23 protein-coding genes and 1 pseudogene are annotated in these 25,711 nt (G+C 71.2%); 16 read left to right on the top strand and 8 right to left on the bottom strand.

Translation table 11 applies throughout. The annotated features are described in order from the left end of the window. Positions 1–12 precede the first annotated feature (12 nt). From ABZ016_RS21155 to ABZ016_RS21135, 5 genes are all read left to right on the top strand, one after another. Positions 13–2,205 carry a hypothetical protein gene (locus ABZ016_RS21155; protein WP_356918177.1) on the top strand — a complete coding sequence of 731 codons (2,193 nt, stop codon included), beginning with the start codon at positions 13–15 and terminating at the stop codon, positions 2,203–2,205. A 5-nt stretch (positions 2,206–2,210) separates the two neighbouring features. Continuing rightward, entirely contained in the window at positions 2,211–3,731 is a 1,521-nt protein-coding gene (locus ABZ016_RS21150) for a hypothetical protein (RefSeq protein ID WP_356918176.1), read from the top strand. Then, positions 3,721–5,082: a DUF4407 domain-containing protein gene (locus tag ABZ016_RS21145; protein WP_356918175.1), complete on the top strand. Its 1,362-nt coding sequence runs from the start codon at positions 3,721–3,723 to the stop codon at positions 5,080–5,082. The genes ABZ016_RS21150 and ABZ016_RS21145 overlap by 11 nt, the downstream gene beginning before the upstream one ends. A gap of 247 nt (positions 5,083–5,329) precedes the next feature. Next, positions 5,330–6,004 (top strand): glycoside hydrolase family 11 protein, encoded by a 675-nt coding sequence (locus ABZ016_RS21140; protein ID WP_356918174.1) that lies wholly within the window; start codon positions 5,330–5,332, stop codon positions 6,002–6,004. Between the two features lie 2 nt (positions 6,005–6,006). Next, positions 6,007–6,705: a polysaccharide deacetylase family protein gene (locus ABZ016_RS21135; protein WP_356918173.1), complete on the top strand. Its 699-nt coding sequence runs from the start codon at positions 6,007–6,009 to the stop codon at positions 6,703–6,705. A gap of 111 nt (positions 6,706–6,816) precedes the next feature. On the opposite strand, the gene ABZ016_RS21130 is transcribed toward ABZ016_RS21135, so the two are convergent. After that, positions 6,817–7,242 (bottom strand): DUF4267 domain-containing protein, encoded by a 426-nt coding sequence (locus ABZ016_RS21130; RefSeq protein ID WP_356918172.1) that lies wholly within the window; start codon positions 7,240–7,242, stop codon positions 6,817–6,819. A 61-nt stretch (positions 7,243–7,303) separates the two neighbouring features. Beyond that, on the bottom strand, positions 7,304–7,759 hold the full coding sequence (locus tag ABZ016_RS21125) for a DUF1772 domain-containing protein (protein ID WP_356918171.1): 456 nt from the start codon (positions 7,757–7,759) through the stop codon (positions 7,304–7,306). 91 nt (positions 7,760–7,850) lie between these two features. Here ABZ016_RS21125 and ABZ016_RS21120 point away from each other — a divergent pair, with 91 nt between their 5' ends. The 4 genes from ABZ016_RS21120 to ABZ016_RS21105 all read left to right on the top strand — a co-directional run bounded on the left by ABZ016_RS21120 (position 7,851) and on the right by ABZ016_RS21105 (position 10,729). Further along, the gene (locus ABZ016_RS21120; RefSeq protein WP_356918170.1) at positions 7,851–8,429 is read left to right on the top strand and encodes a TetR/AcrR family transcriptional regulator; all 579 of its coding nucleotides are present in this window, start codon (positions 7,851–7,853) and stop codon (positions 8,427–8,429) included. Between the two features lie 140 nt (positions 8,430–8,569). Continuing rightward, positions 8,570–9,370 carry an SAM-dependent methyltransferase gene (locus tag ABZ016_RS21115; protein WP_356918169.1) on the top strand — a complete coding sequence of 267 codons (801 nt, stop codon included), beginning with the start codon at positions 8,570–8,572 and terminating at the stop codon, positions 9,368–9,370. 131 nt (positions 9,371–9,501) lie between these two features. Beyond that, positions 9,502–10,185, top strand: coding sequence for a hypothetical protein (locus tag ABZ016_RS21110; RefSeq protein ID WP_356918168.1), 684 nt, complete (start codon positions 9,502–9,504; stop codon positions 10,183–10,185). A gap of 55 nt (positions 10,186–10,240) precedes the next feature. Next, on the top strand, positions 10,241–10,729 hold the full coding sequence (locus ABZ016_RS21105) for a MarR family transcriptional regulator (RefSeq protein ID WP_356918167.1): 489 nt from the start codon (positions 10,241–10,243) through the stop codon (positions 10,727–10,729). On the opposite strand, the gene ABZ016_RS21100 is transcribed toward ABZ016_RS21105, so the two are convergent. Next, positions 10,726–11,919 carry an MFS transporter gene (locus tag ABZ016_RS21100; protein ID WP_356918166.1) on the bottom strand — a complete coding sequence of 398 codons (1,194 nt, stop codon included), beginning with the start codon at positions 11,917–11,919 and terminating at the stop codon, positions 10,726–10,728. The genes ABZ016_RS21105 and ABZ016_RS21100 overlap by 4 nt on opposite strands. 72 nt (positions 11,920–11,991) lie before the next feature. On the opposite strand from ABZ016_RS21100, the gene ABZ016_RS21095 reads away from it, so the two are divergent. The 3 genes from ABZ016_RS21095 (at position 11,992) to ABZ016_RS21085 (ending at position 14,449) form a co-directional block, all read left to right on the top strand. Then, positions 11,992–12,981 (top strand): helix-turn-helix domain-containing protein, encoded by a 990-nt coding sequence (locus tag ABZ016_RS21095; RefSeq protein WP_356918165.1) that lies wholly within the window; start codon positions 11,992–11,994, stop codon positions 12,979–12,981. 9 nt (positions 12,982–12,990) lie between these two features. Continuing rightward, on the top strand, positions 12,991–13,494 hold the full coding sequence (locus ABZ016_RS21090) for a glutathione peroxidase (protein WP_356918164.1): 504 nt from the start codon (positions 12,991–12,993) through the stop codon (positions 13,492–13,494). Positions 13,495–13,585: 91 nt separating this feature from the next. Continuing rightward, on the top strand, positions 13,586–14,449 hold the full coding sequence (locus ABZ016_RS21085; protein ID WP_356918163.1) for a MerR family transcriptional regulator: 864 nt from the start codon (positions 13,586–13,588) through the stop codon (positions 14,447–14,449). Between the two features lie 132 nt (positions 14,450–14,581). On the opposite strand, the gene ABZ016_RS21080 is transcribed toward ABZ016_RS21085, so the two are convergent. The 3 genes from ABZ016_RS21080 to ABZ016_RS21070 form a co-directional block, all read right to left on the bottom strand. Further along, positions 14,582–14,773, bottom strand: a complete 192-nt coding sequence (locus ABZ016_RS21080; RefSeq protein ID WP_003990968.1) for a DUF397 domain-containing protein — start codon at positions 14,771–14,773, stop codon at positions 14,582–14,584. 166 nt (positions 14,774–14,939) lie between these two features. Further along, positions 14,940–15,797 carry a helix-turn-helix transcriptional regulator gene (locus ABZ016_RS21075; protein ID WP_356918162.1) on the bottom strand — a complete coding sequence of 286 codons (858 nt, stop codon included), beginning with the start codon at positions 15,795–15,797 and terminating at the stop codon, positions 14,940–14,942. Between the two features lie 231 nt (positions 15,798–16,028). Continuing rightward, on the bottom strand, positions 16,029–16,784 hold the full coding sequence (locus ABZ016_RS21070; RefSeq protein WP_356918161.1) for a GPP34 family phosphoprotein: 756 nt from the start codon (positions 16,782–16,784) through the stop codon (positions 16,029–16,031). A 236-nt stretch (positions 16,785–17,020) separates the two neighbouring features. Here ABZ016_RS21070 and ABZ016_RS21065 point away from each other — a divergent pair, with 236 nt between their 5' ends. After that, positions 17,021–19,783 (top strand): D-alanyl-D-alanine carboxypeptidase, encoded by a 2,763-nt coding sequence (locus ABZ016_RS21065; RefSeq protein WP_356918160.1) that lies wholly within the window; start codon positions 17,021–17,023, stop codon positions 19,781–19,783. A gap of 210 nt (positions 19,784–19,993) precedes the next feature. Further along, positions 19,994–21,982, top strand: coding sequence for an MFS transporter (locus tag ABZ016_RS21060; RefSeq protein ID WP_356918159.1), 1,989 nt, complete (start codon positions 19,994–19,996; stop codon positions 21,980–21,982). Between the two features lie 39 nt (positions 21,983–22,021). On the opposite strand, the pseudogene ABZ016_RS21055 reads toward ABZ016_RS21060, so the two are convergent. After that, a pseudogene (locus ABZ016_RS21055) lies at positions 22,022–22,216 on the bottom strand (hypothetical protein); the annotation flags it as partial. 91 nt (positions 22,217–22,307) lie between these two features. Beyond that, positions 22,308–23,147: a hypothetical protein gene (locus tag ABZ016_RS21050; protein WP_356918158.1), complete on the bottom strand. Its 840-nt coding sequence runs from the start codon at positions 23,145–23,147 to the stop codon at positions 22,308–22,310. A gap of 79 nt (positions 23,148–23,226) precedes the next feature. Between ABZ016_RS21050 and ABZ016_RS21045 the strand changes: the two genes are divergently transcribed. Further along, the gene (locus ABZ016_RS21045) at positions 23,227–24,012 is read left to right on the top strand and encodes an SDR family oxidoreductase (protein WP_356918157.1); all 786 of its coding nucleotides are present in this window, start codon (positions 23,227–23,229) and stop codon (positions 24,010–24,012) included. Positions 24,013–24,138: 126 nt separating this feature from the next. Then, entirely contained in the window at positions 24,139–25,710 is a 1,572-nt protein-coding gene (locus tag ABZ016_RS21040; RefSeq protein ID WP_356918156.1) for a sodium:solute symporter family protein, read from the top strand. The last annotated feature ends 1 nt before the right edge of the window (position 25,711 follow it).

Below are 25,711 nucleotides of genomic sequence, written 5' to 3'. Positions count from 1 at the left end.
CGACGGCCGAGGATGAACGAGGAACACGAGGAACACAGCGAGCAGAGCGCTGCGCCCCAGGGTGAACCGGAGGCGCGGCACTCGCAGGACGTGCCGGACACCCCGGCCGAAGCGGAACCATCACCAGAGCCGGAAGCGGAACCCGGACCGGAACCGGATCCGGAACCGCTCCACACCGACGAGCCCGGAGCCCCCCAGGACGCGCCCGAGAAGACGGACCCGCCCGCCCCGGCCACCCCTTCGGAGCAGGTCCACCACAACAGCGTCAACCAGTACTTCTATGGCGAACTCAACGCCTCCGGCGCCCAGTTCGGCATCGGCACGGCCGGTTCCGACAACGCGCGCCGCCGGGCCGTGGGACGTCTCGACGCGGGCGAGGCGGACGCGATCCTCGCGCCGTACGTGAAGCCGGCGTGCTTCGAGCGGGCCGCGCTCGCCCTCGAACAGGACGGGGTCGTGGTCCTGGTCGGGCCTCCGGGCACGGGCAAGCGGTCCGGGGCGGTGGCGCTGGTCGACGCGCTCGCGGACGGGTCGGAGTACGTCGTGCTGTCGCCGGGCCGCAGCCTGGACGACCTCGCGAGCGGGCGGGTCGCCTTCGAGAAGGGCGTCGGCTACGTCCTGCTCGACCGGATGAGCGACGACACCTCCCAGACGGCGGACTTCGACTGGCGGCGGGTCCGGGACACGGTCCGCGAACACGACGCCCGCCTGGTCGTCACCACCGTGCACCGCGCATCGGGCGGCGTCGTCGAGTCCGTGCGGCACGTGACCTGGGAGCTGCCGGACCTCACGGCCGTCCTGCGGGTGCGGCTGGTGCGGGAGGGGTGTGGCCGGGACACCGTGGAGCGGGCCGTGTCGGGGATGCCCGACGGCTGCCGGATCGCGGAGGTCGCGGCAGCCGCCGAGCGGATCGCCCGCGGGGCCGCGCCGGACGAGGTCTGGCGGGACTACGGCAGCAGCGCGGCCCAGCCGGTGCGCGACTGGTTCGCCGAGGACCGTACGCCGCAGGAGTGGGCCGAGGTCACCACGCTGGCCTTCGTCAACGGCGCCGGTTACCGCGACTTCGAGACCTGCCAGGAGCGGCTGGAGTCGTGGGTGGAACCGGCGTTCGCGGCTCCCGTCACCGAGGAGGAGCAGGCAGCCGCGGCCCGGCGGGCCGTCAACCGCAGGCAGTCGCTGTCCCACAACGAGCTCGTCGCCGTGGAGCAGCGCAAGAACGGCCCCCTCACCCGCACCGCGCTGGTCTTCCCGCACCCGCAGTACCGGCAGTGGGCGCTGGAGGAGCTGTGGGCCCGGCTCTCCACCCCGTACTGGAACGGCGTACGGGACTGGCTGACCGAACTCGTCGCCGCGCAGCCGGGGCTGGGGCTCCAGCTGTCCGTCGCGCAGGGGCTGGCGCTGCTCACCCGGCCCGCCTTCGACGAGGTCGCCGACAACTACCTGCACCCCTGGGCGGGCGGCGCCGCCGGTCCCGCCGGGCAGTCGACGGCCACGCTGGTGCTGCAGTGCATGTGCCTGGACGAGAGCCTGGCCGCCACGGCGCTGGGCGTGGCCCGCGGCTGGGCCCGTTCCTACGACCCGGTGCTGCGGTCGACCGCGGCGGCGGCGTTCAGCGGGGCGCTGGGCGTGCGCTTCCCGACGGACGCCGTCACCATCCTGCTGAAGCTGATCGTCCGGCGCGGCGGTCTTCCCGTGGACGCGGCGTTCGCGCTGGCCGGTCTGGTCGCGGTGCTGGCCGAGTGCGGGCAGGACACGGGGGCGGTGTTCCGGCCGCTGGCGTACCGGCTGCGGGCGCAGCGCGAGACGCTGACCGGGCAGCACAAGGAGAACCTCCTCGGTGCCGCCCTGACCGTACTGCGGGCCCGTGACGCGCGGACCGGGCGGCTGGTGTGCGCGTCGCTGCTGGAGCGGGACGTCCCGCGGACCGCGAGCATCGGCGAACTGTGGGCGGGTGTGCTGGACAACCTGCCCCGCCGGGGCCGGGCCCTGGCGGCCCTGTACGCCACCCTGCGCGAGCTGCCGGCCGTCTCGGAACGGCCCGAGCAGGTGGCCGAACGATTCGGCGGGGCCGTGGGCGAGGCCCTGCCGCCGGACGACGGTCCACCGCTGGCCGCGGCCCTGCGGCAGGTCGCCGCCCGCGCCGACGAGCAGACCACCGCCCTGGTCGACATCTTCCTTACCGCCGTACTGAGCACGAAGGGCTGACAGGCATGGCTGAGAAATACCCGCTCGTCGAGCAGCGGGAGTACGGGCGGCCGGAGAAGCGCGGCAGCGTCTGGCGCAAGCGGACGACGCGCGCCGACGAGGAGCTGCCCCGGGTCGCCGCCCACCACGTGCGCGTGTTCCGGGTCGGCGAGGAGTACGTGGAGGACCACGGGCAGCTGCGCGCCGACGACCCGGTGGTGGTGGACGCCAGCTCGGTCACGGTCGTGGACCGGCGCATCGAGGTGCCCGTCGTCGTGGAGACCCGCATCCCCTCGGCCGAGGCGGGCGACTTCACCGTACGGGCCTGGTTCCACTGCACGGTCACCGACCCGTGCGCGGTCGTGCGCGACGGTGTCACCGACGTGGAGGCGCTGCTGCTCGCCCATCTGCGCGAGGTGCCCGGGCTCACCGAGGACGGCAGCGATCTGCCCGTCGTCGACACCGCCGCCGTACGCGCCCGGATCGACGCCCGGCTGACCGCGTACCACGAGATGCGGCCCTCCGTGGTGTCGGGGATCCGCGCCCGGCACGGCGTGATCGAGGTCCTCACGCCCGAGGAGATGTCCGCGTACGTCGCGGAGATGGAGAGGACCCGCCGGGAGAGCGAACGCGACCGCCGGCGGGAGGAGATGGAGCAGCAGGCGGCTCTGGACCGGGCCCTGCGCGAGGCCGAACTGGAGCTGAAGCGCGAGGAGATCCGCAATCTCCAGGCGCTGCGCAAGGAGCGCAACCGGCAGGAGGAGGAGACGCTGCGCACGGGCTACGAGCGCGGCGCCGGTGCCGAGCAGCAGGACTACGAGCTGGAGATCGAGCGCCGGCGCAACCGTTTCACCCGGGCCGAGATCGAGGACGACCTGAAGCTGATCGGTTCCGACCCGGTCTCCGCCGACTACCTGGCCTGGCGCAACGGCGACATCAGCGCCGACGAGTTGTCCAAGCGGCTGCACGCGGCCGAGGAGCGCTGGGACGCCCGCAAGGACGACCGGCTGCGGCTCGACCGCGACTACGAGTTCCAGCGCCGGGGCCTGGACCGGGAGGACCAGCGCTGGCAGGTCGAACGCGACGACCGGCGCCAGGAGCTGACCCGCAAGGAGGAGCGGGACGAGACGGCCGCCCTGAGGCACGAGGACGCTCGGCGCTGGGACCTGGAGCACGAGGACCGGCTGAGGCAGCGCCAGGAGGAACGGGTGGACGCCAAGGAACTCCAGCGCGACCAGCGCGAGTGGGCGAAGGAGCAGCTCAGTGTGCGGGCCACGCTGGGCAAACAGGCCATCGACCGGGGCCTGTTCGACAGCACCATGTACGACGCGGGCGCCTTCATCAACAGCGTCGGCGACGTTGCCTACAACCAGTCCCCGTCGCAGGGCGACGGTCCGGAGATGCCCAAGGCGGAGCTGAAGGGCGAGGTCAAGGGCGAGCTGCGCCGGGGATCCCGGCGGGCCGCCGAGGCCCAGCCCGCCGCCGACGACATGGACGAAGCCGACGACTTCGACCCCGCGAACCAGGAGGGCCGCCTTGGCGACTGACATCCCGCTCCGGCCGGCCGACAGCGCCGCCTACGACGACGACCGCAGCAGCCAGTCCCGTCCCGCGCCGCCGGCGTCCGGCTGGGCGCCCCGGCTGCGCCGTCTGATCGGCATCGAGGAGGGGCTGCTGGCCTGGGTGCCGGAGGAACGCCCGCGCTACACCTGGTACGGCGCGCTCGTCGTCAACACGGCGCTGCTGGGCGCGATCTCCATGGTCCTGGCGCTGTCCAGCTTCCGTTCCGACCTGCCGCTGGCGGCGGTGCTCGTGGTGGCCGTGGTCTGGTTCTGGGTGATCCTGGCCCTGGACAGCTGGCTGGTCTCCAGCACGCACGGCACGTCGGTCCGCAAGTGGACCTTGCTGGTCCGGTTCTTTCTGTCGGTGCTGCTGGGCCTGTTCATCGCCGAGCCGATCCTGTTCCAGATCTTCGACAAGGAGATCCGCCAGGAGATAGCCGTCGGCAACGAGCAGAAGGTCGCCGACTACCGGGGCATGCTCGTCTCCTGCAACCCCACCGACGGCGCGTCCACCACCGGCCGTCCCGAGTGCGCCCGCTACCAGCTGAAGGTCGCGGGCTCCCCCGCCGAACTGGCCCGCCAGATCAAGAGCAACGGCGACCGCGCGGCGGCCCTGCGGACCCAGGTCGCCGGCATCAACAAGACGCTGAACGACAAGCTCGACACCGAACAGCGCCTGTGCGGCCCGAAGTACTGGATCGTCCGGGGCGGCGTCCGGGACGTCACCATCACCTGCGAGCGGGCCCGCAAGGCCACCTCGGAGTACGAGGACAACAGCAAGATCAGGACGTACGAGGAGCAGCTCAAGGGCCTGGTCGCCAAGGGGCAGGAACTGTCCGCCCGAAAGGACCGGGCCGCCGACGGGTACCAGCCCCTGCTCCAGAAGGCCATCGACGACAAGACCCGGCAGCGCGGGTCCGATCTGGACACCGACGGCATCCTCACCCGCGCCCATGGCCTGAAGGAGGTCGCCGGGTCGGACGGCTTCGCGCTGTTCCTGACGATCGTCCTGCACCTGCTCCTGCTCTGCCTCGACGCGATGCCCGTCCTGGCCAAGGTCCTCAGCGGCGCCACGACGTACGACACCCTCCTCGGCGCCCGTCACCGCACGAGCCGCACGCTGTACGCCGAGGAACTCGAGGTCCAGCACTCCTGCGCCCGCCTGGAGCACGACGTCCAGCGCCACCGGGTGCAGCTGGACACGGCCGACCGCATGAGCCGTCTGGACCACGAGTACCAGCGGGCCCAGGCCGAGCGGGCGGCGGCGGAGCGGGCGGAACTGGAGGAGAGGATGGGACGGATCATGCGGGCCCGGGGTGCGAACGCCACGGTCTGATCCGGAAACCCACCGAAACATTCGCTGACCGGAACCCTGCCCTCCGGCCCGGCTGGGCAGGGTTCCTCTCGCCATCGAAGCCCCATCACCCACTGAACAGCGCATATCCACCCTGCCGGACGCCGGACGGGTGACGAACATTTCGCAACAGTCGCCGAAACCATTGACAGTTGACAGGGCCAGACCAACACTCCCGGGTGACAGAACGCCTCCATCGACCCCACGCACCCGAGGAGGAAACACCCCCATGAGCCACGCCCTCAGTCGCTTACGGCTGCTGCTCAGCAGCACCGTCACCCTGCTGCTGGTCGCCGTCGCCGCCCTCGCCCTGCCGGGCACCGCCCACGCGGACACGGTCGTCACCACGAACCAGACCGGCACCAACAACGGCTACTACTACTCGTTCTGGACGGACGCCCCGGGCACGGTCTCCATGACCCTCTCCTCCGGCGGCAGTTACAGCACCTCATGGCGCAACACCGGGAACTTCGTCGCGGGCAAGGGCTGGAGCACCGGCGCCCGCCGCACCGTGACCTACTCGGGCTCGTTCAACCCGTCCGGCAACGCCTACCTGACCCTGTACGGCTGGACCGCGAACCCGCTCATCGAGTACTACATCGTCGACAACTGGGGCACCTACCGGCCCACGGGCACGTACAAGGGCACCGTCACCAGTGACGGCGGCACGTACGACATCTACAAGACGACGCGGTACAACGCCCCGTCCGTGGAGGGCAACAAGACCTTCGACCAGTACTGGAGCGTGCGGCAGTCGAAGCGGACGGGCGGCACCATCACCGCCGGCAACCACTTCGACGCCTGGGCCCGCGCGGGGATGCCTCTCGGCAACTTCAAGTACTACATGATCATGGCGACCGAGGGTTACCGGAGCAGCGGCAGCTCCAGCATCACGGTGCGCTGACGATGAGGGCCCGCACACGCTCCTCACGACGCGCCCTGGTCACCACGCTGGCGGCCCTCGCGACCGCGACGGCGGCCACCCTCACGACCACCACCGCCACCGCCGCCCCGGCGCGGGCCGCCGCCTGCTCCGGCTACGTCGGACTCACCTTCGACGACGGCCCGTCCGGCAACACGACGAAGCTGCTCGACGCACTGCGCCGGAACGGGCTGCGGGCCACGATGTTCAACCAGGGCCAGTACGCCGCGGCCAACCCGTCCCTGGTCCGGGCCCAGGTGTCCGCCGGCATGTGGGTCGCCAACCACAGTTACACCCACCCGCACCTGACCCGGCTGAGCCAGGCACAGATCGACTCCGAGATCTCCCGGACCCAGCAGGCCGTCGCGAACGCGGGCGGCGGTACACCGAAGCTCTTCCGCCCGCCGTACGGCGAGACCAACGCGACGGTCAGGTCGGTCGCGGCCCGGTACGGCCTGACCGAGATCATCTGGAACGTCGACTCCCAGGACTGGAACGGCGCGAGCACCGACGCCATCGTCCAGTCCGTCGGCCGTCTGACCAACGGCCAGGTCATCCTCATGCACGACTGGCCGGCCAACACGCTCGCGGCCGTCCCCCGCATCGCCCAGTCCCTGACGGCCCGCGGCCTGTGCGCGGGGATGATCTCCCCGCAGACGGGCCGGGCCGTGGCGCCCGGCTGACCGATCGGCGTGACGGCGTCCCGAGCCGTCGCGCCACCGGGCGGGACGCGCACACCGGCACGCACCGAGGTGGCCCGGCCGGGGGGCCGGGCCACCTTCGACCGATGCCGCTCAGGCGGGCCGCGGGGCGGGCGCCGCCGGAGCGGCCTCGGCCTTGCGGGTCTCACGCATCATCAGCAGGCCGTTGACCACCATCAGTGTCGCGGTCAGGCCGTGGACGCCGAGCGCGGTGGCCACGGAGCCGTGGTGGGCCAGCACCGTGGTCATGTCGCCGTAGGCGGCGAGGGCCTCGACCAGCAGCGCCCAGCCCAGCGCCCGGCGGTGACCCGTCACCAGCAGGACACCCAGGACCAGGGCCAGGACGACGTCGCGGATTCCCTTGACGACCAGGAAACCGCCGCCGTCGCCGGACGGCCGACTCGGCAGGCCGAAGCTCGGTGCCGTCGTCTCCGGGCTCAGGATGAACTCCGTCCCGAACCAGAGGATGAAGAGGACGAAGGCGGCGGCCAGGACGGTGTTGAACTTCTTCAGCGACACGGTTCTTCTCCTCGCGGGTCTACGTGAGCTCGGTGGAGCCTGCTGAGTCCTACGGGCCTGGTCAGGCGCCACGGACCAGGGCGGTGACCAGGAGGGCGAAGGCCGCGATGATGACGGCGACGCGGACGTAGTGGAAGCGCAGCCAGCGGTTCAGCTGCTGCTTCCAGTCGGCGGGCCGGTTGCCGGGGGTCCACTCCCTGTTCCGGTTGTTGATCGGGACGAGCAGCAGGATCGACATGATCACGCTGACGATCAGCAGCGCACCGGCGGTGACGACGAGGCCGGTGCCGTGGTGGTGCCACCCGGCGACGGCCCAGACCGCGACGAGCACGAGCGAGCCGATGTACCAGACCGGCATCACGGCACCGAGCATCCGGCCCCCGTGGGCATGACCGAGCTGCGCACTGTCCTCGGGCAGTGCGTTGAGGATCGGGTTGATGACGAAGGCGACGGAGAACTCCACCCCCACCATCACGCCGACGACCACGGTGGTGACGACCTCGAGTGCGCTGAGCATGATGGACCCCCTGGGTATCTAGCATTGCTAGCCGTTGAGGCAACGCTAGACCTACTGCCGCTCTTTTGTCTAGCGGTGCTAGGATCGATTCATGTCGGTACAGGAACGCAAGCAACGGGAACGGGCGGAGCGCGAGCGCCTCATCGTGGCGACGGCCCGTGAACTCGCCGAGCAGCAGGGGTGGGACGCGGTCACCACCCGTCGGCTCGCCGAGCGCATCGAATACAGCCAGCCCGTCCTCTACAGCCACTTCCGGGGCAAGCGCGAGATCATCGGCGCCGTCGCCCTGCAGGGCGCCACAGAGCTGGCCGCGGCGGTGCGGGCCGCGACCGCCGCCGTGGACGGCCCCCGCGCGCGGGTCGCCGCCCTCGCGCACGCCTACCTCGACTTCGCCGAACGCAGCCCGGCGGTCTACGACGCCATCTTCCAGCTCGACGGCGGTCTGGCGTACGCCCAGGAGGACACCCCGGAACCCCTCAAGGACGCCTTCGCCGCGCTGCTGGAGTGTCTCGGCGAGGTCGCCGGCGACGGCGTCGAGCCGGGGCTGTTCACCGAGGTGTTCTGGGCGTCCCTGCACGGGGTGGCGACCCTGACCCGGTCGGGACGGCTGCCGCCGGAGTACACCGGGCAGAGGGTGGAACTGCTGGTGGACCGGCTCGCCGTGGTCTGATCCGCCGTCCCGCCCGACGGGCCTCGTGGCCGAAACGCCACGGTGGGCGAGCGGCAGGGGCGACCGATGTCCCCGTCCGGCCGGGAAATGCACCTAGGTTGGTGGGCCGGTCCCCCTATCCCCGCCCTCAGGAGACCCGCATGCCCGACGACACCCTGCGCGCCCGTATCGACACGTCCAAGCCGCACTCCGCGCGCTTCTGGAACTACTTCGTCGGCGGCAAGGACAACTACGAGGTCGACCGCGAGATCGGCGATCAGATCAAGTCGATCTTTCCGGGCCTGGTGGACGTGGCGGTCAGCAGCCGCCGGTTCCTGGGGCGGGCCGTCCGGTACCTGGCCGGTGAGCAGGGTGTGCGGCAGTTCCTCGACATAGGGACCGGGTTGCCGACCGCCGACAACACGCACGAGGTCGCGCAGCGCGTCGCACCGGACGCCCGGATCGTCTACGTCGACAACGACCCCATCGTGCTGGCCCACGCGAACGCCCTCCTCACCAGCACCCCCGAGGGCCGGACCGCCTATCTGGACGCCGACCTGTACGAGCCCGAGGCCGTCCTGGAGGCCGCGGGCACGCTCGACCTCTCCCGGCCCGTCGGGCTGATGATCCTCAACACGCTCGGCCATGTCGCCGACCACGACCAGGCGCGTGAGCTGGTGCGGCGGCTGATGGCCGGGCTGCCGTCGGGCAGCCACCTCGTGATCAGTGACAGCACGGCCACGAGCGAGGGGATGATCGCGGCGTCGGAGGCGTACAACGCCAGTGGGGCGGTGCCGTATTACGTGCGGGCCGTGTCGGAGATCGCCGGGTTCTTCGAAGGGCTGGAGTTGGTGGAGCCGGGGGTTGTTCGGGTGCCGGAGTGGAGGCCGGACTCGGAGGGGGCCGAGGGGTTCGATGCTGCTGCCGTGGATGCGTTCTGTGGGGTGGGGCGTAAGCCGTAGGGGGTGTCCGGGTTGTGGTGCGGGTGCGGCGCCGTGGGGGCTGGTCGCGCCCACGCGGCGGAGCCGCATATCGATACGGCCCCGCGCCCCCAAAAAGGGCGCCGCAGCCCCTGGACCGCCATAATCAGGGCATGGGCGCACCACCCCCCTCCCCCGAGTCGGTCCGGCGGCTGGTCGGGGATCTGGTTGATGTGGGTGAGGGGTACTCGCTCGTGCTCATGGGTGGGTATGCCGTGCTGGCGCACGGGCTGGTGGAGCGGGGCGGGTGGGATGTGGATGTCGCCACCGAGCATCCGGCCGCGATGGACGGCATCGCCGACGCCGTCCGGGCCGGGCTGGTGGAGCGCGGGTGGCTGGTGCGGAGTCTGGAGACCGGTCCGCTGTCCGCCCAGTTCCTCGTCACCGATGCGGCGACCGGTGAGGAGTACGAGGTCGGCGTCCACAAGGAGGTGCTGTGGCGTCCGCCCGTGGCGACGGAGCTCGGGCCGGCCCTCTCCCTCGACGACCTCGTCGGTACCCGCGTGCGGGACCTGGCCGACCGGGGGCTCGCCCGTGACCTGGTCGACGTGCACGCCGCCTCGGCCCGCTGGAGCCACCCCGAGCTGGAGGAGCTCGGCCGCCGCCACTCCCCCGACGCCTTCGACCTCACCGACCTCCAGTCCCGGCTGACCGGCACGGACTGGCTGGACGACAGCGCGTTCACCGCCCACGGCCTCGACGTCCGGGACGTCGCGGGGCTGCGCCGGTGGGCCCAGGAGTGGGCCGACGACATCGCGGAACGGCTCATCGAGGGCGAGGCCCCCGACGAGGAGTGACCGGTTGTCCGCTGCACCTTCCTGGGCCGGTCCTACCGGTCGGTACCCTGACCCGATGGGCAAGGGGGCAGGCGGACAGGTGGGGGTCGTCGCCGCGCTGGTGCGGGCGGCGTTCCTGGTGGACGGTGTGTACGCGGAGACCAGCCGGGCCCACGGACTGACCCCGCAGCAGGGGCAGCTGCTGTGCGTGCTCATGCCCCAGCCGTACGGCATGGGTGAGCTCGGGGAGACGCTCGGGCTGGCGAAGTCGAGTCTGACCGGGCTGGTGGACCGGACCGCGCAGCGGGGACTGGTGCGGCGGGAGGCCGACCCGCGCGACGGGCGGGCCGTGCGGGTGGGCCTGACGGAGGAAGGGGCGGCGCTCGCCGGGAGGTTCCACGCCGAGACGTGGCGCCGGATGGAGGCGCTGCCCTCCGGGCTCAGCGGCGCCGAGCGGGACCGGCTGGCCGTACTGCTGTCGCGGATCGTCGTGGAGCACGAGGTTCCTGAGGTGTTCGCGGAGACCGAGACCACCTCGGACTGCGAGGAGCGGACATACGGCTAGGAGAGCCGTTCCGGCACCGCCGCCGTCACTCCCTCTCCGCGCCTTCCCGCCGCCATCAGCATCAGCGTCACCGCCACCGAGCCGGTGGCCATGACCGTCATCGCCGAGGCCGGTGACGTCAGTTGGGCCACTGATCCCCCAAGTGCCGCGGCCACCCCCTGCGTCGAGAGCATGCCCGCCGAGTGCAGCCCCAGGGCCTGCCCGGTCAGCGCCTCGGGAGTCAGGGCCATCAGGCGCTCCTGCTGTACGAGGCTCGCCCCAAAGCCGACCGACGCCAGCGTGACGGCGGCCGCCGCGAGCGGAAGCGGTGGGTGCAGGAGGAAGGGCATATACGGGGCGGCCAGGAGCAGCAGGAGCGGGAAGCCCAGGCGCGGACGCAGACGGGGTGGGAGCAGGCGGCCGACCAGTACGTCCCCGGCCAGCATGCCCAGCGCGGCGCAGGCGAACAGGGTGCCGGCGGAGTCCGGCGCGTAGGAGACGTAGAGGGATTCGCAGCCCACCACCAGGCCGTTGGGGATCCAGAGGGCCAGATAGACCTGGCGGCGGGGCGCGGACGACCAGAGCAGCGCGTTGGCGCGCCAGGTCGCCGCCACCGAAGGGCGGCCCGTCGCGCGCGGGGGGCGACGGGTCAGGCCGAGGCGGACGACCGCCGCGCCCAGGACGTACAGGGCGGCGGCCACCAACAGGGACACCCGCGGGGACAACAGCGCCACCAGGGCGCCTCCGGTCCCGTAGCCGGTGATCTGCATGAGGCCGGTCATCATGTTGAAGACCGAGCGGCCCAGCAGATAGCCGTCCTTGGAGAGGATCTCGTTCAGCAGGCCCCAGCGCACTCCCCCGCCCACCGACTCCACCAGCCCCTTGACCAGGACGATAGCGAAGATCCCCCAGACCGGCAGTCCGGGCAGGGCCAGGGCGGCCGTGGCCGCGGCGAAGAGGAGAGGCAGGGCGGTCAGGGCCGCGCGCGGGGGCAGCCGGTCGGCGGCCGAGAGCAGGAACGTCGCCCCCAGCACCTGCACGAGCGACGAGCCGAACATGCTCACCGCGGACAGCAGCGGCGACTCGGTCGCCCGGTACACGAGGGTGCCCAGTGCCAGTCCGCCCATCGTCCGGGCGATCGTCTGCACCGAGCCTGCAAGGAAGAACGGGGTGAACTCGGGTGTGCAGAACAGTTCGCGGTAACTGCGCATGAGCGGAGTCTGCGAGGCCGCGGATCGCGGGGTTATTGTTTCGCGCACGTGCGAAACGTCTGGAGGGGGGCCATGGGTTGGTGGCAGATCAGCGCCGACACCCTGGCCGGGAGCCGGTTCGTGATCTCACCGTTCGCGGAGGCCTTCGGGAGTCTGCGGCTGCTGCACGGGGCCGTGGCCGCGCATCCCGGTGAGCGCCGGTGGCTCGACGCCCATCTGCCCGACTACCGGCGGCGGTTGGCGCGGGACCCGGTAACCGCGCAGCTCGTCAGCGCCGGGATCGGGAGGGACTGGACGGCCGACTTCCTCTCCCCCGCCCCCCGCGCCGAGACCTTCGAGGAGGGGGTCGCGCGGGTGCGGGCGGCCGACCCGGAGACGGCGCGCTCCGACCTCGTCCTCTCCCTGCACGGCCCCGTCCCGGCCCCGCTGCACCGGGACGACCTGCCGGAGCGCGCGGCGGACCTGCTGAACTACGTCTGGACCACGGCCGTACGACCGTACTGGCCGCACCGGCGGCGCATCCTCGAAGCCGATGTGGTCGCGCGGACCGCGCAGGTCAGCAGGGGTGGCTGGGCGTCGGCGCTGGGCGCGCTGCGGCCGGGGACACGGTGGCTCGGGGAGAACCGGCTCCAGGTCAACGCGCGCGCGTATCCGCCGCGTGAGCTCTCCGGCGCCGAGCTCGTCTTCGTGCCGATCACCACGCAGCGCATCGGCTGGGTGTCCTGGGAGGGCACGGACCGGTACGCGCTGGTCTACCCGTGCGCGGGCGCCCTCGCCGACCCCGACGCCAGGCGGCTCCCCGCGAGCCTCGCCGCACTGCTCGGAACCGCCCGCGCCGGTGTGCTGGTCCGGCTCGGCTCCCCCTTGAGCACCAGCCAGCTGGTCGCCGTGACCGGTCAGGGCCTCGGGTCGGTCGGCCGGCATCTGCGGGTGCTGCTGGACGCCGGGCTGGTGGAGCGACGGCGGGCGGGCCGGTCGGTGCTGTACTCGCGGACGGCGGCGGGGCAGGTCCTGGTGGAGGCCGTGGAGGCCCGGAGCCGTCCGGACACCCGCCGGGGCTAGCATCCGCTCATGACGACTACCAACGGTTCCTCTCCCCTCGACGTCGAGATCGGTGCGCTGCAGGGCGGTTCGGCCGCCCTGTCCCAGTACGCGGGCAAGGCGGTGCTCGTGGTGAACGTCGCCTCCAAGTGCGGTCTGACCCCGCAGTACACAGGCCTCGAGAAGCTCCAGGAGCGGTACGCCGAGCGCGGCTTCACGGTCCTCGGCGTGCCCTGCAACCAGTTCCTCGGGCAGGAGCCCGGCAGCGCCGAGGAGATCGCCGAGTTCTGCTCCGCGACGTACGGCGTGACCTTCCCGCTGACCGAGAAGGTCGAGGTCAACGGCGAGAACCGGCACCCGCTGTACGACCGCCTGACCGGCTTCGCCGACGCCGAGGGGCACAGCGGGGACATCCGCTGGAACTTCGAGAAGTTCCTGATCGGCCGGGACGGCAAGGTCGTGGCCCGCTTCTCGCCGCAGACCGAGCCGGAGTCGGCGGAGCTCGTGGCGGCCGTGGAGGCCCAGCTGGGCTAGCCCGTGCCGGGCAGGCGTTGACCTTGCCCCTGGGGCAGGGCCGAGTGTCCTCGTCGTCGGGCGGAAGAGCCGCCCGGCGACGGAGGATGCCGTGGTGGACGTATCTGACAGGGATCTGCTCACCATCGGGGCGTTCGCCGCGCGCGCCCGGCTCTCGGCCAAGGCGCTGCGGCTGTACGACCGGCTGGGGTTGCTGTCCCCGGCGCACGTCGACGAGGCCACCGGCTACCGCTACTACCGCGCCGGCCAGGTCGAACGGGCCCGGCTCGTGGCGATGCTGCGGCAGCTGGACATGCCGCTCGCCCGGATCGCCGAGGTGGTCTCGGCGGGCGACGGGCCGGCTGCGGCCGAGTTGCTCTCCGCCTACTGGGCGGACGTCGAGGCGCGGGTGGCGGGGCAGCGGACGCTCGCCGAGTACCTCCGTGGACGACTGTCGGGGAGGAGCTCCGAGATGTACCAGAGGTTCGCGGTCGAGACGGTGGACGTGCCCGGGCAGGTGGTGATCAGCGAGACCCGGCATGTGCTGGCGGGTGAGCTGCCGGCGTGGATCGGGGCGTCACTGGGCCGGCTGGAGTCGGCGGCACGGGAGTGCGGCGGCATCACGGCGGCGCCGTTCGTCGTCTACCACTCCGAGGTGTCGATGGAGAGCGACGGGCCGGCCGAGGCCTGTGTGCCGGTGGCCGACGAGGCGGCGGCCCGGGCGTGGGTCGAGCGGCACGGCCGGACTCGGGGGACGAAGGTACGGGTGGACCCCGCCCGGCGGCTCGCCTACACCCGGATCACCAAGGCGCAGGTGGCCCATCCGCAGATCATGGCGGCCTTCGAGGCGGTGGAGGAGTGGATCGCCCGGGAGGGCCTGGAGCAGGCGGGCCCGTGCCGGGAGGTGTACTTCGCGGACTGGGACGCGGCGGGAGCCGAGGACCCGGTGTGTGACGTGGCGTTCCCGGTGAGCTGATCCCAGCTGATCCCCCTTCGGGGACTGCCCCCTCTTCAGGGGCCGGGCACGAGCGGAGCCCTCTCGGCTAGGACGGCGATGCTGGTCGAGAGGGCTCTGTCGGTGGTGCGTGTGCTGTTGTCGCTCGGCGTCTCAGGACTTGACCGAGGCCACGAAGGCGTTCCACGCGTCGGCGGGGAACGCCAGCTTGGGGCCCTCGGGGATCTTGGTGTCACCGAGCTCCAGAGCCTGCTCGACGGTCGACCTGACCATCACACAGGCTCCGTTGTTGTTGGTGTAGGAGGACGTCGTCCACGTTTCCGTGGCGCCCAGACGAATTGCCATGTTCGCTCCGTAGCCAGTTGCGTTTACGCCAACCCGTGCTGGTGGTTGGCGTGATCGACGCTACTCGCCAACATCCTCTTTCGGAGCAGTCATTCACTCGACTGGATGGCATATTCCAGGGGAGACTTCCAGTCAGGCGTGTCAGGGGTGTAGCATCGCCGGCTTTTCAGCGGGCGTAGTCCTTCGCCAGGCGCTCGACGAGCTGCCGCGACTGGTCCACGTTCAGCGACTGGGCGCGCAGATGCTCGTACATCACCGTGTACTTCTGCACGTCGAGCGGCTTCTCCAGGTACAGGTCGCTGGTCACGCCCTCGATGTACACGACGCTCGAGTCGGCCGCGTCGGCGAACTCCAGGATCGAGTACTGGCCGTTGATACCGGCGTGCGCCCCGACCTCGAACGGCAGCACCTGCACGGTGATGTGGGGCAGCTGCGACATCTCGATGAGGTGCTCCAGCTGCTCGCGCATCACCTGCCGGCTGCCGACGACCCGGTGCAGGGACGCCTCGTCCAGGACCACCCACAGCCGCAGCGGGTCCGTCTCGGCGGTGATCCGGCCCTGCCGGCGCAGCCGGACCTCGACGCGCTTGTCGTTGTCCGCCTCCGAGGCCTCGGGCGAGCCGCCCCGGATGATGGCCTCGGCGTACGCACGCGTCTGCAACAGGCCGGTGATGATCTGCGGTTCGTAGACCCGCAGCGACTCGGCGTCCGTCTCCAGGCCGATGTAGACGCTGTACGGGATGTCCCCGAAGGCGTGCCACCAGCCCTGCTGCCGGGAGTCCTTGGCCATCTGCATCAGCGAGTCGACGACCCGCTGGTCCTCCACCTCGTAGACCCCGCACAGGTCGCGGACGTCCCGCTGGCTGATGCTGCGGCGGCCGTTCTCCAGCCGGCTGATCTTCGACTGCGACACCAGCAGCCGCTCGGCGACCTCTTCGGCCGTCATGCCCTTGACCTCACGGAGCCTGCGCAGCTCCTGGCCGAGCCGGCGTCGCCTGACGGTGGGATTGACATTGGACGCCACGGGACGTGCACCTCCGGCTGCGTGCCTCTACTTTGCGTATCTGCTGTTGAGCAGACTGCCACCAAGCTGCTTCCTACCGCTGGGAAACGGTGGATATGCGACGGGTCCACGCCAGTTCGGACACGCACGCCGAGCGGGGCGGGGAGAGTGTGTGCTCTCCCCGCCCCGCTCGGCAGCGGCTCCCGTGACCGGGTTCGTGGGTGCGGCGTGGTGTTCGTGGTGCGGCGCGGCTCAGTGGGCCGCGGCACGCGCCATGGTTCCGTGGCGCGGTTGCATCGGAACACCGCGGGCGGGTTCCGGTGCGGGCCTGGCTCCGCCGGCGGCCTGACGGCCGGACGGGGCCGGGTTGCGGCGCGGCTGGGCCGCCACGCCGTTCTGGACGTCCATCACGGCGTGCGCGACGAGCCCGCCCATGGGGTCGTGCCTGATCAGGTCCCGCAGCCGGGAGCGAGAGGAGCGTCCCTCGTTGCCCGGGTACAGGTGCTTGCCGAGGCCGACCGCGTGTGCCAGGGCGGCGAGCGCGGCGGTCCGCGGGTCCGGCGGTACGCCGGTGCGGATCGCCGAGTCCAGCCGGGCCTTGATCTCCCGGCTGATGGCGGTGTCCGTCGCCTGGTAGCGAGTCGTCGGCAGCACTCCGCACATCTGGCCCGCCACGGCATGCACCATGCCGCACCGCTCCAGATGCGAGAGGTAGGTCTGGCGCAGCCCGAGACGCGGCCCGCCAATCCAGTTCACTGCCCGCACGGGAGCGCCACGCCTTCGCAGCAACTCCAACGCGCAGTCCAATGTTGGATCTCCAGTCGGCCGTGGGGCCACCACGGCGATACGATCCCCGTCTGGGGCTATCCGTCCGGCCAGCGCCAGCTCCACTAGCTGTGCTCCGGCCAGACCGAGGTCGAGCGACTGCGGCTGTGCGGTGGTACCCGTGGTCGGGTCCAACGCCAGCAGCAGAAGCTCCTCCGGAAGTGTTCTGCGGCTCCTGCCCATCCATGCCTCCCCGCGTGGATGAAAGACAGGGTGACCCCTCTCACATTGGTCTGTCGAGGGTGCGTGACCGGTTCGTAGTGGAACCAGTAGGTATGTCGTTCTCGTCTACCGGATGGGTCCAGTCCGCGCACAGGACACTGGTACATGGTTCGGACAGCGCTGGAAAGCGGTGTCAGGGCGGCGGTTCACGGTTCGGTACGCGCCCGCGGGGAGTGCGGCGCGAGGAGGAGGCATCGGTGGCGGGCGAGTCCCCCGACAGGTCGAAGCAGCGCGAGTCGTCGGCAGAACGGACGTCGGGGAGCGCGAGTCCGGTTCCTGAGGCCAGGAGCGAGTCCGCCGACCCGCGGCTCGCGATGGCCAGGGAGGCGAAGCGGTCCTCGGCACGCGGCGGCGTCGACACGGCGACGCGTGTGCTGTCCGTACGGACGGACGAGGGGCCGGAGGACACAGAGCGGGACGAGAGCGACTCGGGCGCCGAGGAGGCGGTCACGGACGCCGGGAAGGACGAGGGCGCCGGGGAGTCCTCCGGCTCGGGTGAGCGGAGCGAGGGCGAGAGCGACTCCGCCGCCGGTGACGGCCGGCTGCGGGACGCCGTGGCGGCATGGGTCGCGTCGGCGGACGAGCCTGCCGGCACGGAGGACCAGGACGCGGACTCCGAGGACGCCGAGAAGGACTCCGCGGACGCGGGGAAGCCCGGGAAGGCTGACGCCGAGGAGGCCGAGGAGGCGGACAGCGAGGACGACTCCGCCGATGCCGAAACGGCCACCGAGGACGACCAGCAGACCGAGGACGCGGACAAGCCCGCGGCCCAGGCCGGCAAGGTCGCAGAGGACGACACGGCCGAGGATGCGGACAAGCCCCTCGTTGGCGACGGCAAGCGCGCCGAGGACGACAAGGCCGAGGACCCGGACGAGCCTGTCACCCAGGCCGACAAGCACACCAAGGACGACGAGGCCGAGGACGCGGACAAGGCCGCCGTCGGGGACGAAAAGCGCGCCGAGGGCGGCCAGGAGGCGGATGAGAGCGCCGACGAGCCCTCGGACGCCCCGGAAGGCGGCCAGAAGGCCGTAGAGGCGGCAGCGGAGGGCTCTCAGAGCAGTGACGAGGCCGACGAGGAGGCCGAGGAGCGAGAGGCGGACCGTTCCGCCACGGACACCGACGAGTCCGAGACGGAGACGGACTCTCCCGCGTCCGACGCCGGGCCGAAGGCTGACGCCGACGACGACAAGGCCACCAAGCCCGCGGACCCGCGCACCGCCGACGACACCAAGGCCGACGCCGCACCCAAGGCCGACACGGACACGGACGACACCACCACCGACTCCGACGAGTCCGACGCCGACGCCGAGGGCGACGACGACAAGGCCGACTCCAAGCCCCCCGTCGATCAGCCCACCGCCGTCTTCAAGGCCGTGCGGCAGCCGGTCGACCAGCCGACCACCATGCTGAAGCTCGGCGGGGTCGCGAAGGACGTCAAGGGCGCCGAGGAAGCCCCCGAGAGGGAGTCGGAGCGGACCAGCAAGTTCGTCGCGCTCAAGCCGCTGGACGACCCGTCGACTCGCAAGCCGGCATCCACCGGACAGACCGACCAGACCGACCGGACCGCCAAGTCCGCACAGTCCACACCGGCCGCACCGGCCGCACCGGCCGCCCCCGCCGACGCCACCGCCCCCGTCCCCACCGTCGGCCCCGAGCGGACCACGCAGCAGCCGCTGCCGCCCAAGCCGCCGCTGGACCTGCTCGCGGAGCTGACGAACACCCCGCCGCCGCCGGACACCCCGCTGCGGACGGCCGTACGGCGGGTGAAGATCTGGACGCCGCTGGCACTGCTGCTGGTGGTCCTCCTCGCGGTCGTGCAGAGCGTGCGCCCGCTGCCGGCGCCGACCCTGGAGCTGACCGCCGAGGACAGCTACACCTTCGAGGGCGGCAAGCCCGACATCCCGTGGCCGGACAAGGGCCAGGCCGCTCTGGACGTGCAGGGGATCGGCACGTTCGGGTCGTCCGGCGAGCAGAAGCCCGTGCCGATCGCCAGTGTCGCCAAGGTCATGACCGCCTATCTGATCCTGCGCGAGCACCCGCTGAAGAGCGGCGCGCCCGGCCCGAAGATCGAGATCGACCAGGCCGCCGAGGACCAGTCCGACGCCGGCCAGGAGTCCACCGTCGACGTCACCAAGGGTGACAAGATCACCCAGCGGGAGGCTCTGGAGAGCATCCTGATCGCGTCCGCGAACAACATCGCGCGACTGCTCGCCCGCTGGGACGCCGGTTCCGAGAAGTCGTTCGTGCAGAAGATGAACGACGCCGCCAAGGACCTCGGCATGAAGAACACGACGTACACCGACCCGTCGGGCCTGAACAACACCACGGTGTCCACGGCCGTGGACCAGGTGAAGCTCGCCAAGGCCGCCATGCAGCAGCCCGCGTTCCGCGAGGTCGCCGCGATGATGTCGTACGTCGACTACAAGGGCACCAAGCACGACAACTGGAACCGCCTGGTCGGCTACAACGACGTCACCGGCATCAAGACCGGCACCACCACCTCGGCCCTCGGCAACCTCGTCTTCTCCGCGAGGAAGGACGTCGACGGCGAGACCCGCCGGGTCATCGGCGCCGTGGTGCGCCAGCCCGCGGGCGGCCCCGACAACACCATCCTGGGTGCCGCGCTCCACGAGGGCGACCAGCTGATCCGGGCCGCTCAGGGCGCGCTGAAGTCGGCGACGATCCTGAAGAAGGGCGACGTCGTCGGGTACGCGGACGACGGTCTCGGCGGCCGTACGCCGGTCGTCGTCACCGAGGACGTCACGGCCGTCGGCTGGGCGGGTCTGTCCGTCAAGCTGACGTTCGCCCCGGACGAGCTGCCGCACACGGCCAAGGCCGGAGCGAAGGTGGGCACCCTCACCGTCGGTGACGGCACCACCAGCGCGGTCAAGGTCCCGGTCGCCCTCCAGAAGGACCTCGTGGAGCCGGGCTTCGCGGACAAGTTGACGCGCCTCGGCTGAGCCGGGGCCGCCGGCCCGCACCACCGCACCCCACCGGGTGAGCGCCCGCCCGGGCGCCGCCCGGTGGGGTGCGTGCTAGCGTCACGAATCGGGCAGGCCGCGGAAGCCTGCGCCACGGCAGTGAACCGCCGACCAACGGGACACGGCCGGGAGCGGAAGACGAGAACGAGACGTCGAGAACAGAAGACGGGACACGGGGAGTGCCTTCGAGTGGCCACTGCGGAGCCGACACGCGCCGACGACGCCGATCCGGGCCCGGTATCCGGCCCGCGAATACGCCTGTCCGCACCACGGGACACCGACCTGCGGGAGGCCGACCCACGGGAAGCGGACGACCGGGAAGGCCGCGACGGCCCGGACGGCCGTAACGACCGGGACGGCCGTAGCGACCAGGACGGCCAGGCCGACCGGGACAACGGCTTGCCCGGCACCTCTGAAGCCCCCGACTCCCCCGGCACCCCCGACCCTCAGCTGCCCGCTGTCCTCCTGACCCTGCGTGAGCGCATGCTGCGCCACCCCGTCCTGTCCGTCACCGGTCTGGCCGGAGTGCTCCACGTCGTCTGGTTCTTCACGTTCGCGAACAGCGGGGGCGACCTGGCCGCGCAGGACGCCTGGGCCGAGTTCGTCGGCCGGCACCCGGACTCGGCGTACAACCTCGCCTGGTACGGCGGGATGCACCCGGTCTCGTACAGCGTGGTGTCGCCGTACCTGATGTCCCTGCTCGGTGTGCGGACGACGATGATGATCGCGGGGACGGTCTCGGCCGGTCTGCTGACCCTGCTCCTCATGCGCAGCCGCTCGGTCCGCAACCCGCTCTGGGCGGCGCTGGCGGGCGTGTTCGGGCTGTTCTGCAACGCGGTGTCCGGGCGGGTCACGTTCGGCCTGGGCATGATGTTCGCGCTCGCCGCGGTGGCCGTCGTGTTCTGCTGGCCGTACCGGTGGCGGTACAAGCGCTGGGCGAAGGCCCTGTGCGCGGCGCCGCTGGCCGCGCTGGCCACCATGTCGTCGCCGGTGGCGGGTCTGTTCGTGGGCCTGGTGGCGGTGGCGCTGTTCCTGCAGAAGCGGCGGCCGGGCGCGTGGGCGCTGGGGCTGGCGCCGAGTGCGGTGGTGGCGGTGTCGGCGTGGCTGTTCCCGTTCTCGGGGACGCAGCCGATGACGTACGGCTCGGTGATCCTGCCGCTCGCGTTCTCCGTACTGGTCTACTTCCTCGTGCCCGAGGGCTGGAAGACGGTCCGGCTGACGGCCGCCGTGTACGGACTGGGTGTCGTGCTGGTGTGGCTGATCAGCAGCCAGATCGGTTCGAACATCACGCGTCTGGCGATGCTGTTCGCCGGGGTGGCGCTGGTGGCCGCGCTGCCGTTCACGGTGCCGCGCAGCCGCAGCTGGTACGCGGTCGTGGTGGCGTTCGTCGGTTTCACCGTGTGGATCGGCTTCAAGTCGGTCGACGACATCGTCCACACGGCCCCGGCGGCGAACTGGTCGCGCGAGCTGGCCCCGCTGGTCAACGAGTTGCAGGAGGTCGGCGCGGAGAAGGGCCGGGTGGAGGTCGTCCCGGCGCGTTCGCATCGCGAGGCCTCCGCCCTCGCCCCGTACGTCAACCTGGCCCGCGGCTGGAACCGGCAGGCCGACATGGAGCGCAACCCCCTCTTCTACGACGACACCCTCAACTCGGCGAACTACCACGAGTGGCTGAAGCGCTGGGCGGTGCACTACGTGGTGCTGCCGAAGGGCGAGCCGGACGGTGACGGGGGTCAGCGTGAGCGGGCGCTGGTGCGGCGCGGGCTGCCCTATCTCAAGCAGGTGTGGGGCGACGCCACCTGGCAGCTGTTCGAGGTGACCGCTCCCACTCCGCTGGCCGAGCCGAACACGGTCGTCGACCGGGCCGAGCAGGGCGAGATGGTCCTCCAGGTGAAGAAGGCGGGCCGGATCCTGGTCCGGATCCCGTACTCGCCGTGGCTGAGCATCGTCGACGAGGAGGGCAGGAGCCTGAAGCCGCCGCAGGAGACGGAGGCGTCCAGGAAACGTCCGGAGAGCGAGCCGAAGACGTACGTCAACGTCAACGGCTGTCTGACCGAGACGGAGGAGGACGCGGAGGGCGACAAGTGGACGGAACTCCTCGCCCCGAAGGCGGGGACGTACCGGCTGGCGGCGCCTTACCAGCTGCCGCGGGGGACTCCGTGCCCGGAGGAGATGCGGTAACCGGAGCTGACCGGCGTCTGACCGGAGCGGGGTTCGCGCTCAGCGGCCGGGCCGGGAGAGCTGTTCGCGCAGCCACGCCGGGTCAGGATTGACCTGCGGGCGGCCGGCCACGAAGACCGTCGGCACGGTCTCGTCGCCCTCGTTGGCCGCCCGTACCATCGCCGCGCCCGCCGGGTCCCGCCAGATGTCGACCCAGTGCACCAGGCGGGCGTCACGGCCCAGCCGGATGCGCAGTCAGCGGCCGAGCCGCAGAACACCAGCAGGGCCGGCAGGGTCCAGGAGCGCTTCATGAAGGCGAAGGGTAGCGCCGGTCGCGGCCCGTTTCTCAGCGCAGCCGGTCCACGTACGTGTCCGTGCCCGGCACCGTCGGGATGAACGGGGCCACCAGTTCCACCTTGCCCAGTCCCGACTCCGCGAGCGCCGTGTCCAGGCCGGTGAAGTGTGCTTCCCAGCTCTCGCGCGGGTCGGTCCGCAGGAACCACAGCAGGGTGAGCCGGGTGTCCACGCCCTCGACCTGCTTGACGTAGGTCATGCGGTCGCCGGGGAGCGGGGTGGGCCGGAAGACGATGACCATCGCCGCCGGTGAGCCCGCGAGGCGCTTGGGCAGATGGCGGGTGCGCAGCCACTCCAGCAGTGCGGCGCGCTGCTCCGCGGTGTCCGACTCGACGACCTGGAGGACCAGGCCCGCGTAGGGATGGTCGAGGGCATGGACGTCGCGAGGGCCCGCCGCGCCGTCCCGGTACACCGTCGCCTCGTGGTCCTGGAAGGCGGTGAGGACGTGCGTGCGGTCGTGGTAGACGCGGGCGTCGCGGTTGAGGCGCTTGTTGATGGCGACCGTCCAGCGCATGTGGTCGTCGTAGCGCCCGGCGGTGATCCAGTACGTGGAGAGGTAGCAGCCCGTGGTGACGGGCTGGGCGATCGCCGACTTCTCGGGGTAGCGCAGGAGTTGCAGGTCCCTCGTCGCCACCCAGCGGCGGCCGGCGTACATCCAGGGCATCGCCATCGCACCGGCGTAGTAGTGGTCGTCCTCGTACCAGCGGTTGTAGGCGTACTCGTGGCCCGGATGCGGTTCGACCATGGTGATGAGGGCGTGGCCGGGGTGGGTGCCGTAGGGGCCGACGGCGGCCAGTTCGGCGTACAGCTCGCTGCGGGTGTCGTCGCTCATGCCCTTCCCCTTCTTCGGCGGCTGACCCATACTCTGACGCTCCGTCAGATAATGCGCCAGGGTTCCGGGGAGGTCTGCGATGTCGCTGCTCGCGGGGAGGACGGTCGTCGTGTCGGGGGTCGGGGCCGGGCTGGGGCGGCAGGTGGCGGCGGCCGTGGTGCGGGACGGCGGCCGGGCCGTGCTCGGGGCCCGTACGGAGGCGAACCTGGCGAAGATCGCCGAGGAGGTCGATCCGGAGGGGGCGTGCACGGCGTACCGCGCGGTCGACATCCGCGACGAGGCCCGGTGCGAGGCACTGGCCGAACTGGCGCGGGAGCGGTTCGGGGGGATCGACGCGGTGGTGCATGTGGCGGCCCTGGACAGCTACTTCGGAGGGCTGGAGGACGCGGACTTCGAGTCCTGGCGCCCGGTGCTGGACGTGAACCTGCTGGGCACGCTGCGGATGACCCGGGCCTGTCTGCCGCTGCTGAAGGAGGGCGGCGGTTCCGTGGTGTTCGTCGGGACGCAGTCGGCGGTGGCGGCCCCGTCGCAGGTGCGGCAGGCGGCGTACGCGGCGTCGAAGGGGGCGCTGACGAGTGCGATGTACTCACTGGCCCGGGAGCTTGGGCCGTACCGGATCCGGGTCAACACCGTGCTGCCCGGCTGGATGTGGGGGCCGCCGGTGCAGGCGTACGTACGATTCGCGGCGCAGTCGGAGGGCGTGTCCGAGGCGACCGTCCTGGAGGGGCTGACCGGGCGGATGGCGCTGCCCGAGCTGGCCACGGACGCGGATGTGGCCGACGCGGCGGTGTTCCTGGCGTCGGACCGGGCGCGGGCGATCACCGGACAGTCGCTGCTGGTCAACGCAGGGGAGTTGATGCGGTGAGTTCATGTAGATGAACCAAGGCCATCACGCCGAACATCTTTACCTCCCCTTGACCCGACGGTCACTTGTCGTGTTCACGCGACAGCGCCCACGATGAGCGCCGGGCTGATCCATGGGAGGGCGCACATGAACGGTCTCGACTGGGCCGTGCTCATAGGCTATTTCGCCGTGATGGTCGCGATCGGCGTCTGGTCGCACAAACGCGTGGACAACGTCAGCGACTTCTTCACGGCCGGTGGCAAGATGCCGTGGTGGCTCTCCGGCATCTCCCACCACATGTCGGGCTACAGCGCGGTGATGTTCACCGGGTACGCGGGCATCGCCTACACCTACGGCGTCACGTCCTTCGTCACCTGGTCCTTCCCGATCGCCCTCGGCATCGCCATCGGCTCCAAGCTGTTCGCACCGCGCATCAACCGCTTACGCTCACGCCTCCATGTGGCCTCCCCGCTGGAGTATCTGAAGAACCGTTACGACCTGAAGACGCAGCAGGCGCTGGCCTGGTCCGGCATGCTGCTGAAGATCGTGGACGTGGGCGCGAAGTGGGCGGCGATCGCCACCCTGCTGTCGGTGTTCACCGGGATCTCCCTGAACCAGGGCATCCTCATCACCGGCGCCATCACGGCGATCTACTGCACGATCGGCGGGCTGTGGGCGGACGCACTGACCGAACTGGGCCAGTTCATCATCCAGTTGCTGGCCGGCGTCGCGATGTTCGTCGCCGTCGCCGTACGACTCGACGACCACGGCGGCTTCTTCGGCGTCTGGGACTCCCCCGAACTCCAGGGCCACGAGAAACCGCTGGTCGGCCCGTACGGCACGGTGTTCCTGCTCGCCTTCCTCTTCATCAAGCTCTTCGAGTACAACGGCGGCATGCTCAACCAGGCCCAGCGCTACATGGCCACGCGGAACGCCTACGAGGCCGAGCGCTCGGCGCGGCTGTCGGCGATCCTGTGGCTGGTCTGGCCGCTGGTGCTGTTCTTCCCGATGTGGATGTCGCCGCTGCTGGTCGAGTCCCAGAAGCCGGACGGCTCCGACTCCTACGCCCTGATGACCGAACAGCTCCTCCCGCACGGCCTGCTGGGCCTGGTCATCGTCGGCTTCTTCTCGCACACGATGGCCATGTGCTCCTCGGACGCCAACGCCATCGCGGCGGTGTTCACCCGGGACTGCGCGCCGGTGATCTGGGCCAGGGCACGGACCTGGAACCAGGGCCAGGGCCTGCGGGTGGCCCGGATCGCGACGGTCGTCTTCCTCGGCCTGTCGATGGCGGCCGCGACCCAGGTCAACTCCCCGGCGTTCAAGGACATCATCACGGTCGTCATCAAGTGGGTGGCCGGCCTGATGGGCCCGATGGCGATCCCGATGATGCTGGGCCTGCTGCGGGCGTTCCGCCGGTCCGGCCCGACGGCGGCACTCGTCAGCTGGTCGATGGGCCTGCTCGCCTTCTGGCTGGTGAACTACCCGATCAACTGGAACGTCGAGGGCGGCGTCCCGCTCCAGTACCAGGTGTCGGTGCCGCTGGCGGTCTCCCTCGTCCTCTACGTCCTCGTCGGCTACATCAAGCCGGAGGACACCCCGGAACGGCTGGCACTCATCGAGAAGATCAACACCGACGGGGACGGCGCGGCCGCGGCCGCGATTCCGACGCCGGCCGGTCCGGCGGACGGGGCGGTGCGGACGACCCTCAAGGAGTGAT

This window comes from Streptomyces sp. NPDC006372, from assembly GCF_040612515.1.
GTDB lineage: Bacteria > Actinomycetota > Actinomycetes > Streptomycetales > Streptomycetaceae > Streptomyces.
The sequence above is the reverse complement of the archived record's forward strand: the minus strand, read 5'-3'. Positions and strand labels throughout refer to the sequence as shown.

What these genes read in the sequence shown, in the direction of transcription:
- ABZ016_RS21155 (WP_356918177.1), top strand. Translation starts at nt 13, where the DNA reads ATGAACGAGGAACACGAGGAACACAGCGAGCAGAGCGCTGCGCCCCAG.
- ABZ016_RS21150 (WP_356918176.1), top strand. Translation starts at nt 2,211, where the DNA reads ATGGCTGAGAAATACCCGCTCGTCGAGCAGCGGGAGTACGGGCGGCCG.
- ABZ016_RS21140 (WP_356918174.1), top strand. Translation starts at nt 5,330, where the DNA reads ATGAGCCACGCCCTCAGTCGCTTACGGCTGCTGCTCAGCAGCACCGTC.
- ABZ016_RS21135 (WP_356918173.1), top strand. Translation starts at nt 6,007, where the DNA reads ATGAGGGCCCGCACACGCTCCTCACGACGCGCCCTGGTCACCACGCTG.
- ABZ016_RS21125 (WP_356918171.1), bottom strand. Translation starts at nt 7,759, where the DNA reads ATGCTCAGCGCACTCGAGGTCGTCACCACCGTGGTCGTCGGCGTGATG.
- ABZ016_RS21120 (WP_356918170.1), top strand. Translation starts at nt 7,851, where the DNA reads ATGTCGGTACAGGAACGCAAGCAACGGGAACGGGCGGAGCGCGAGCGC.
- ABZ016_RS21115 (WP_356918169.1), top strand. Translation starts at nt 8,570, where the DNA reads ATGCCCGACGACACCCTGCGCGCCCGTATCGACACGTCCAAGCCGCAC.
- ABZ016_RS21110 (WP_356918168.1), top strand. Translation starts at nt 9,502, where the DNA reads ATGGGCGCACCACCCCCCTCCCCCGAGTCGGTCCGGCGGCTGGTCGGG.
- ABZ016_RS21105 (WP_356918167.1), top strand. Translation starts at nt 10,241, where the DNA reads ATGGGCAAGGGGGCAGGCGGACAGGTGGGGGTCGTCGCCGCGCTGGTG.
- ABZ016_RS21100 (WP_356918166.1), bottom strand. Translation starts at nt 11,919, where the DNA reads ATGCGCAGTTACCGCGAACTGTTCTGCACACCCGAGTTCACCCCGTTC.
- ABZ016_RS21095 (WP_356918165.1), top strand. Translation starts at nt 11,992, where the DNA reads ATGGGTTGGTGGCAGATCAGCGCCGACACCCTGGCCGGGAGCCGGTTC.
- ABZ016_RS21090 (WP_356918164.1), top strand. Translation starts at nt 12,991, where the DNA reads ATGACGACTACCAACGGTTCCTCTCCCCTCGACGTCGAGATCGGTGCG.
- ABZ016_RS21080 (WP_003990968.1), bottom strand. Translation starts at nt 14,773, where the DNA reads ATGGCAATTCGTCTGGGCGCCACGGAAACGTGGACGACGTCCTCCTAC.
- ABZ016_RS21070 (WP_356918161.1), bottom strand. Translation starts at nt 16,784, where the DNA reads ATGGGCAGGAGCCGCAGAACACTTCCGGAGGAGCTTCTGCTGCTGGCG.
- ABZ016_RS21050 (WP_356918158.1), bottom strand. Translation starts at nt 23,147, where the DNA reads ATGAGCGACGACACCCGCAGCGAGCTGTACGCCGAACTGGCCGCCGTC.
- ABZ016_RS21045 (WP_356918157.1), top strand. Translation starts at nt 23,227, where the DNA reads ATGTCGCTGCTCGCGGGGAGGACGGTCGTCGTGTCGGGGGTCGGGGCC.
- ABZ016_RS21040 (WP_356918156.1), top strand. Translation starts at nt 24,139, where the DNA reads ATGAACGGTCTCGACTGGGCCGTGCTCATAGGCTATTTCGCCGTGATG.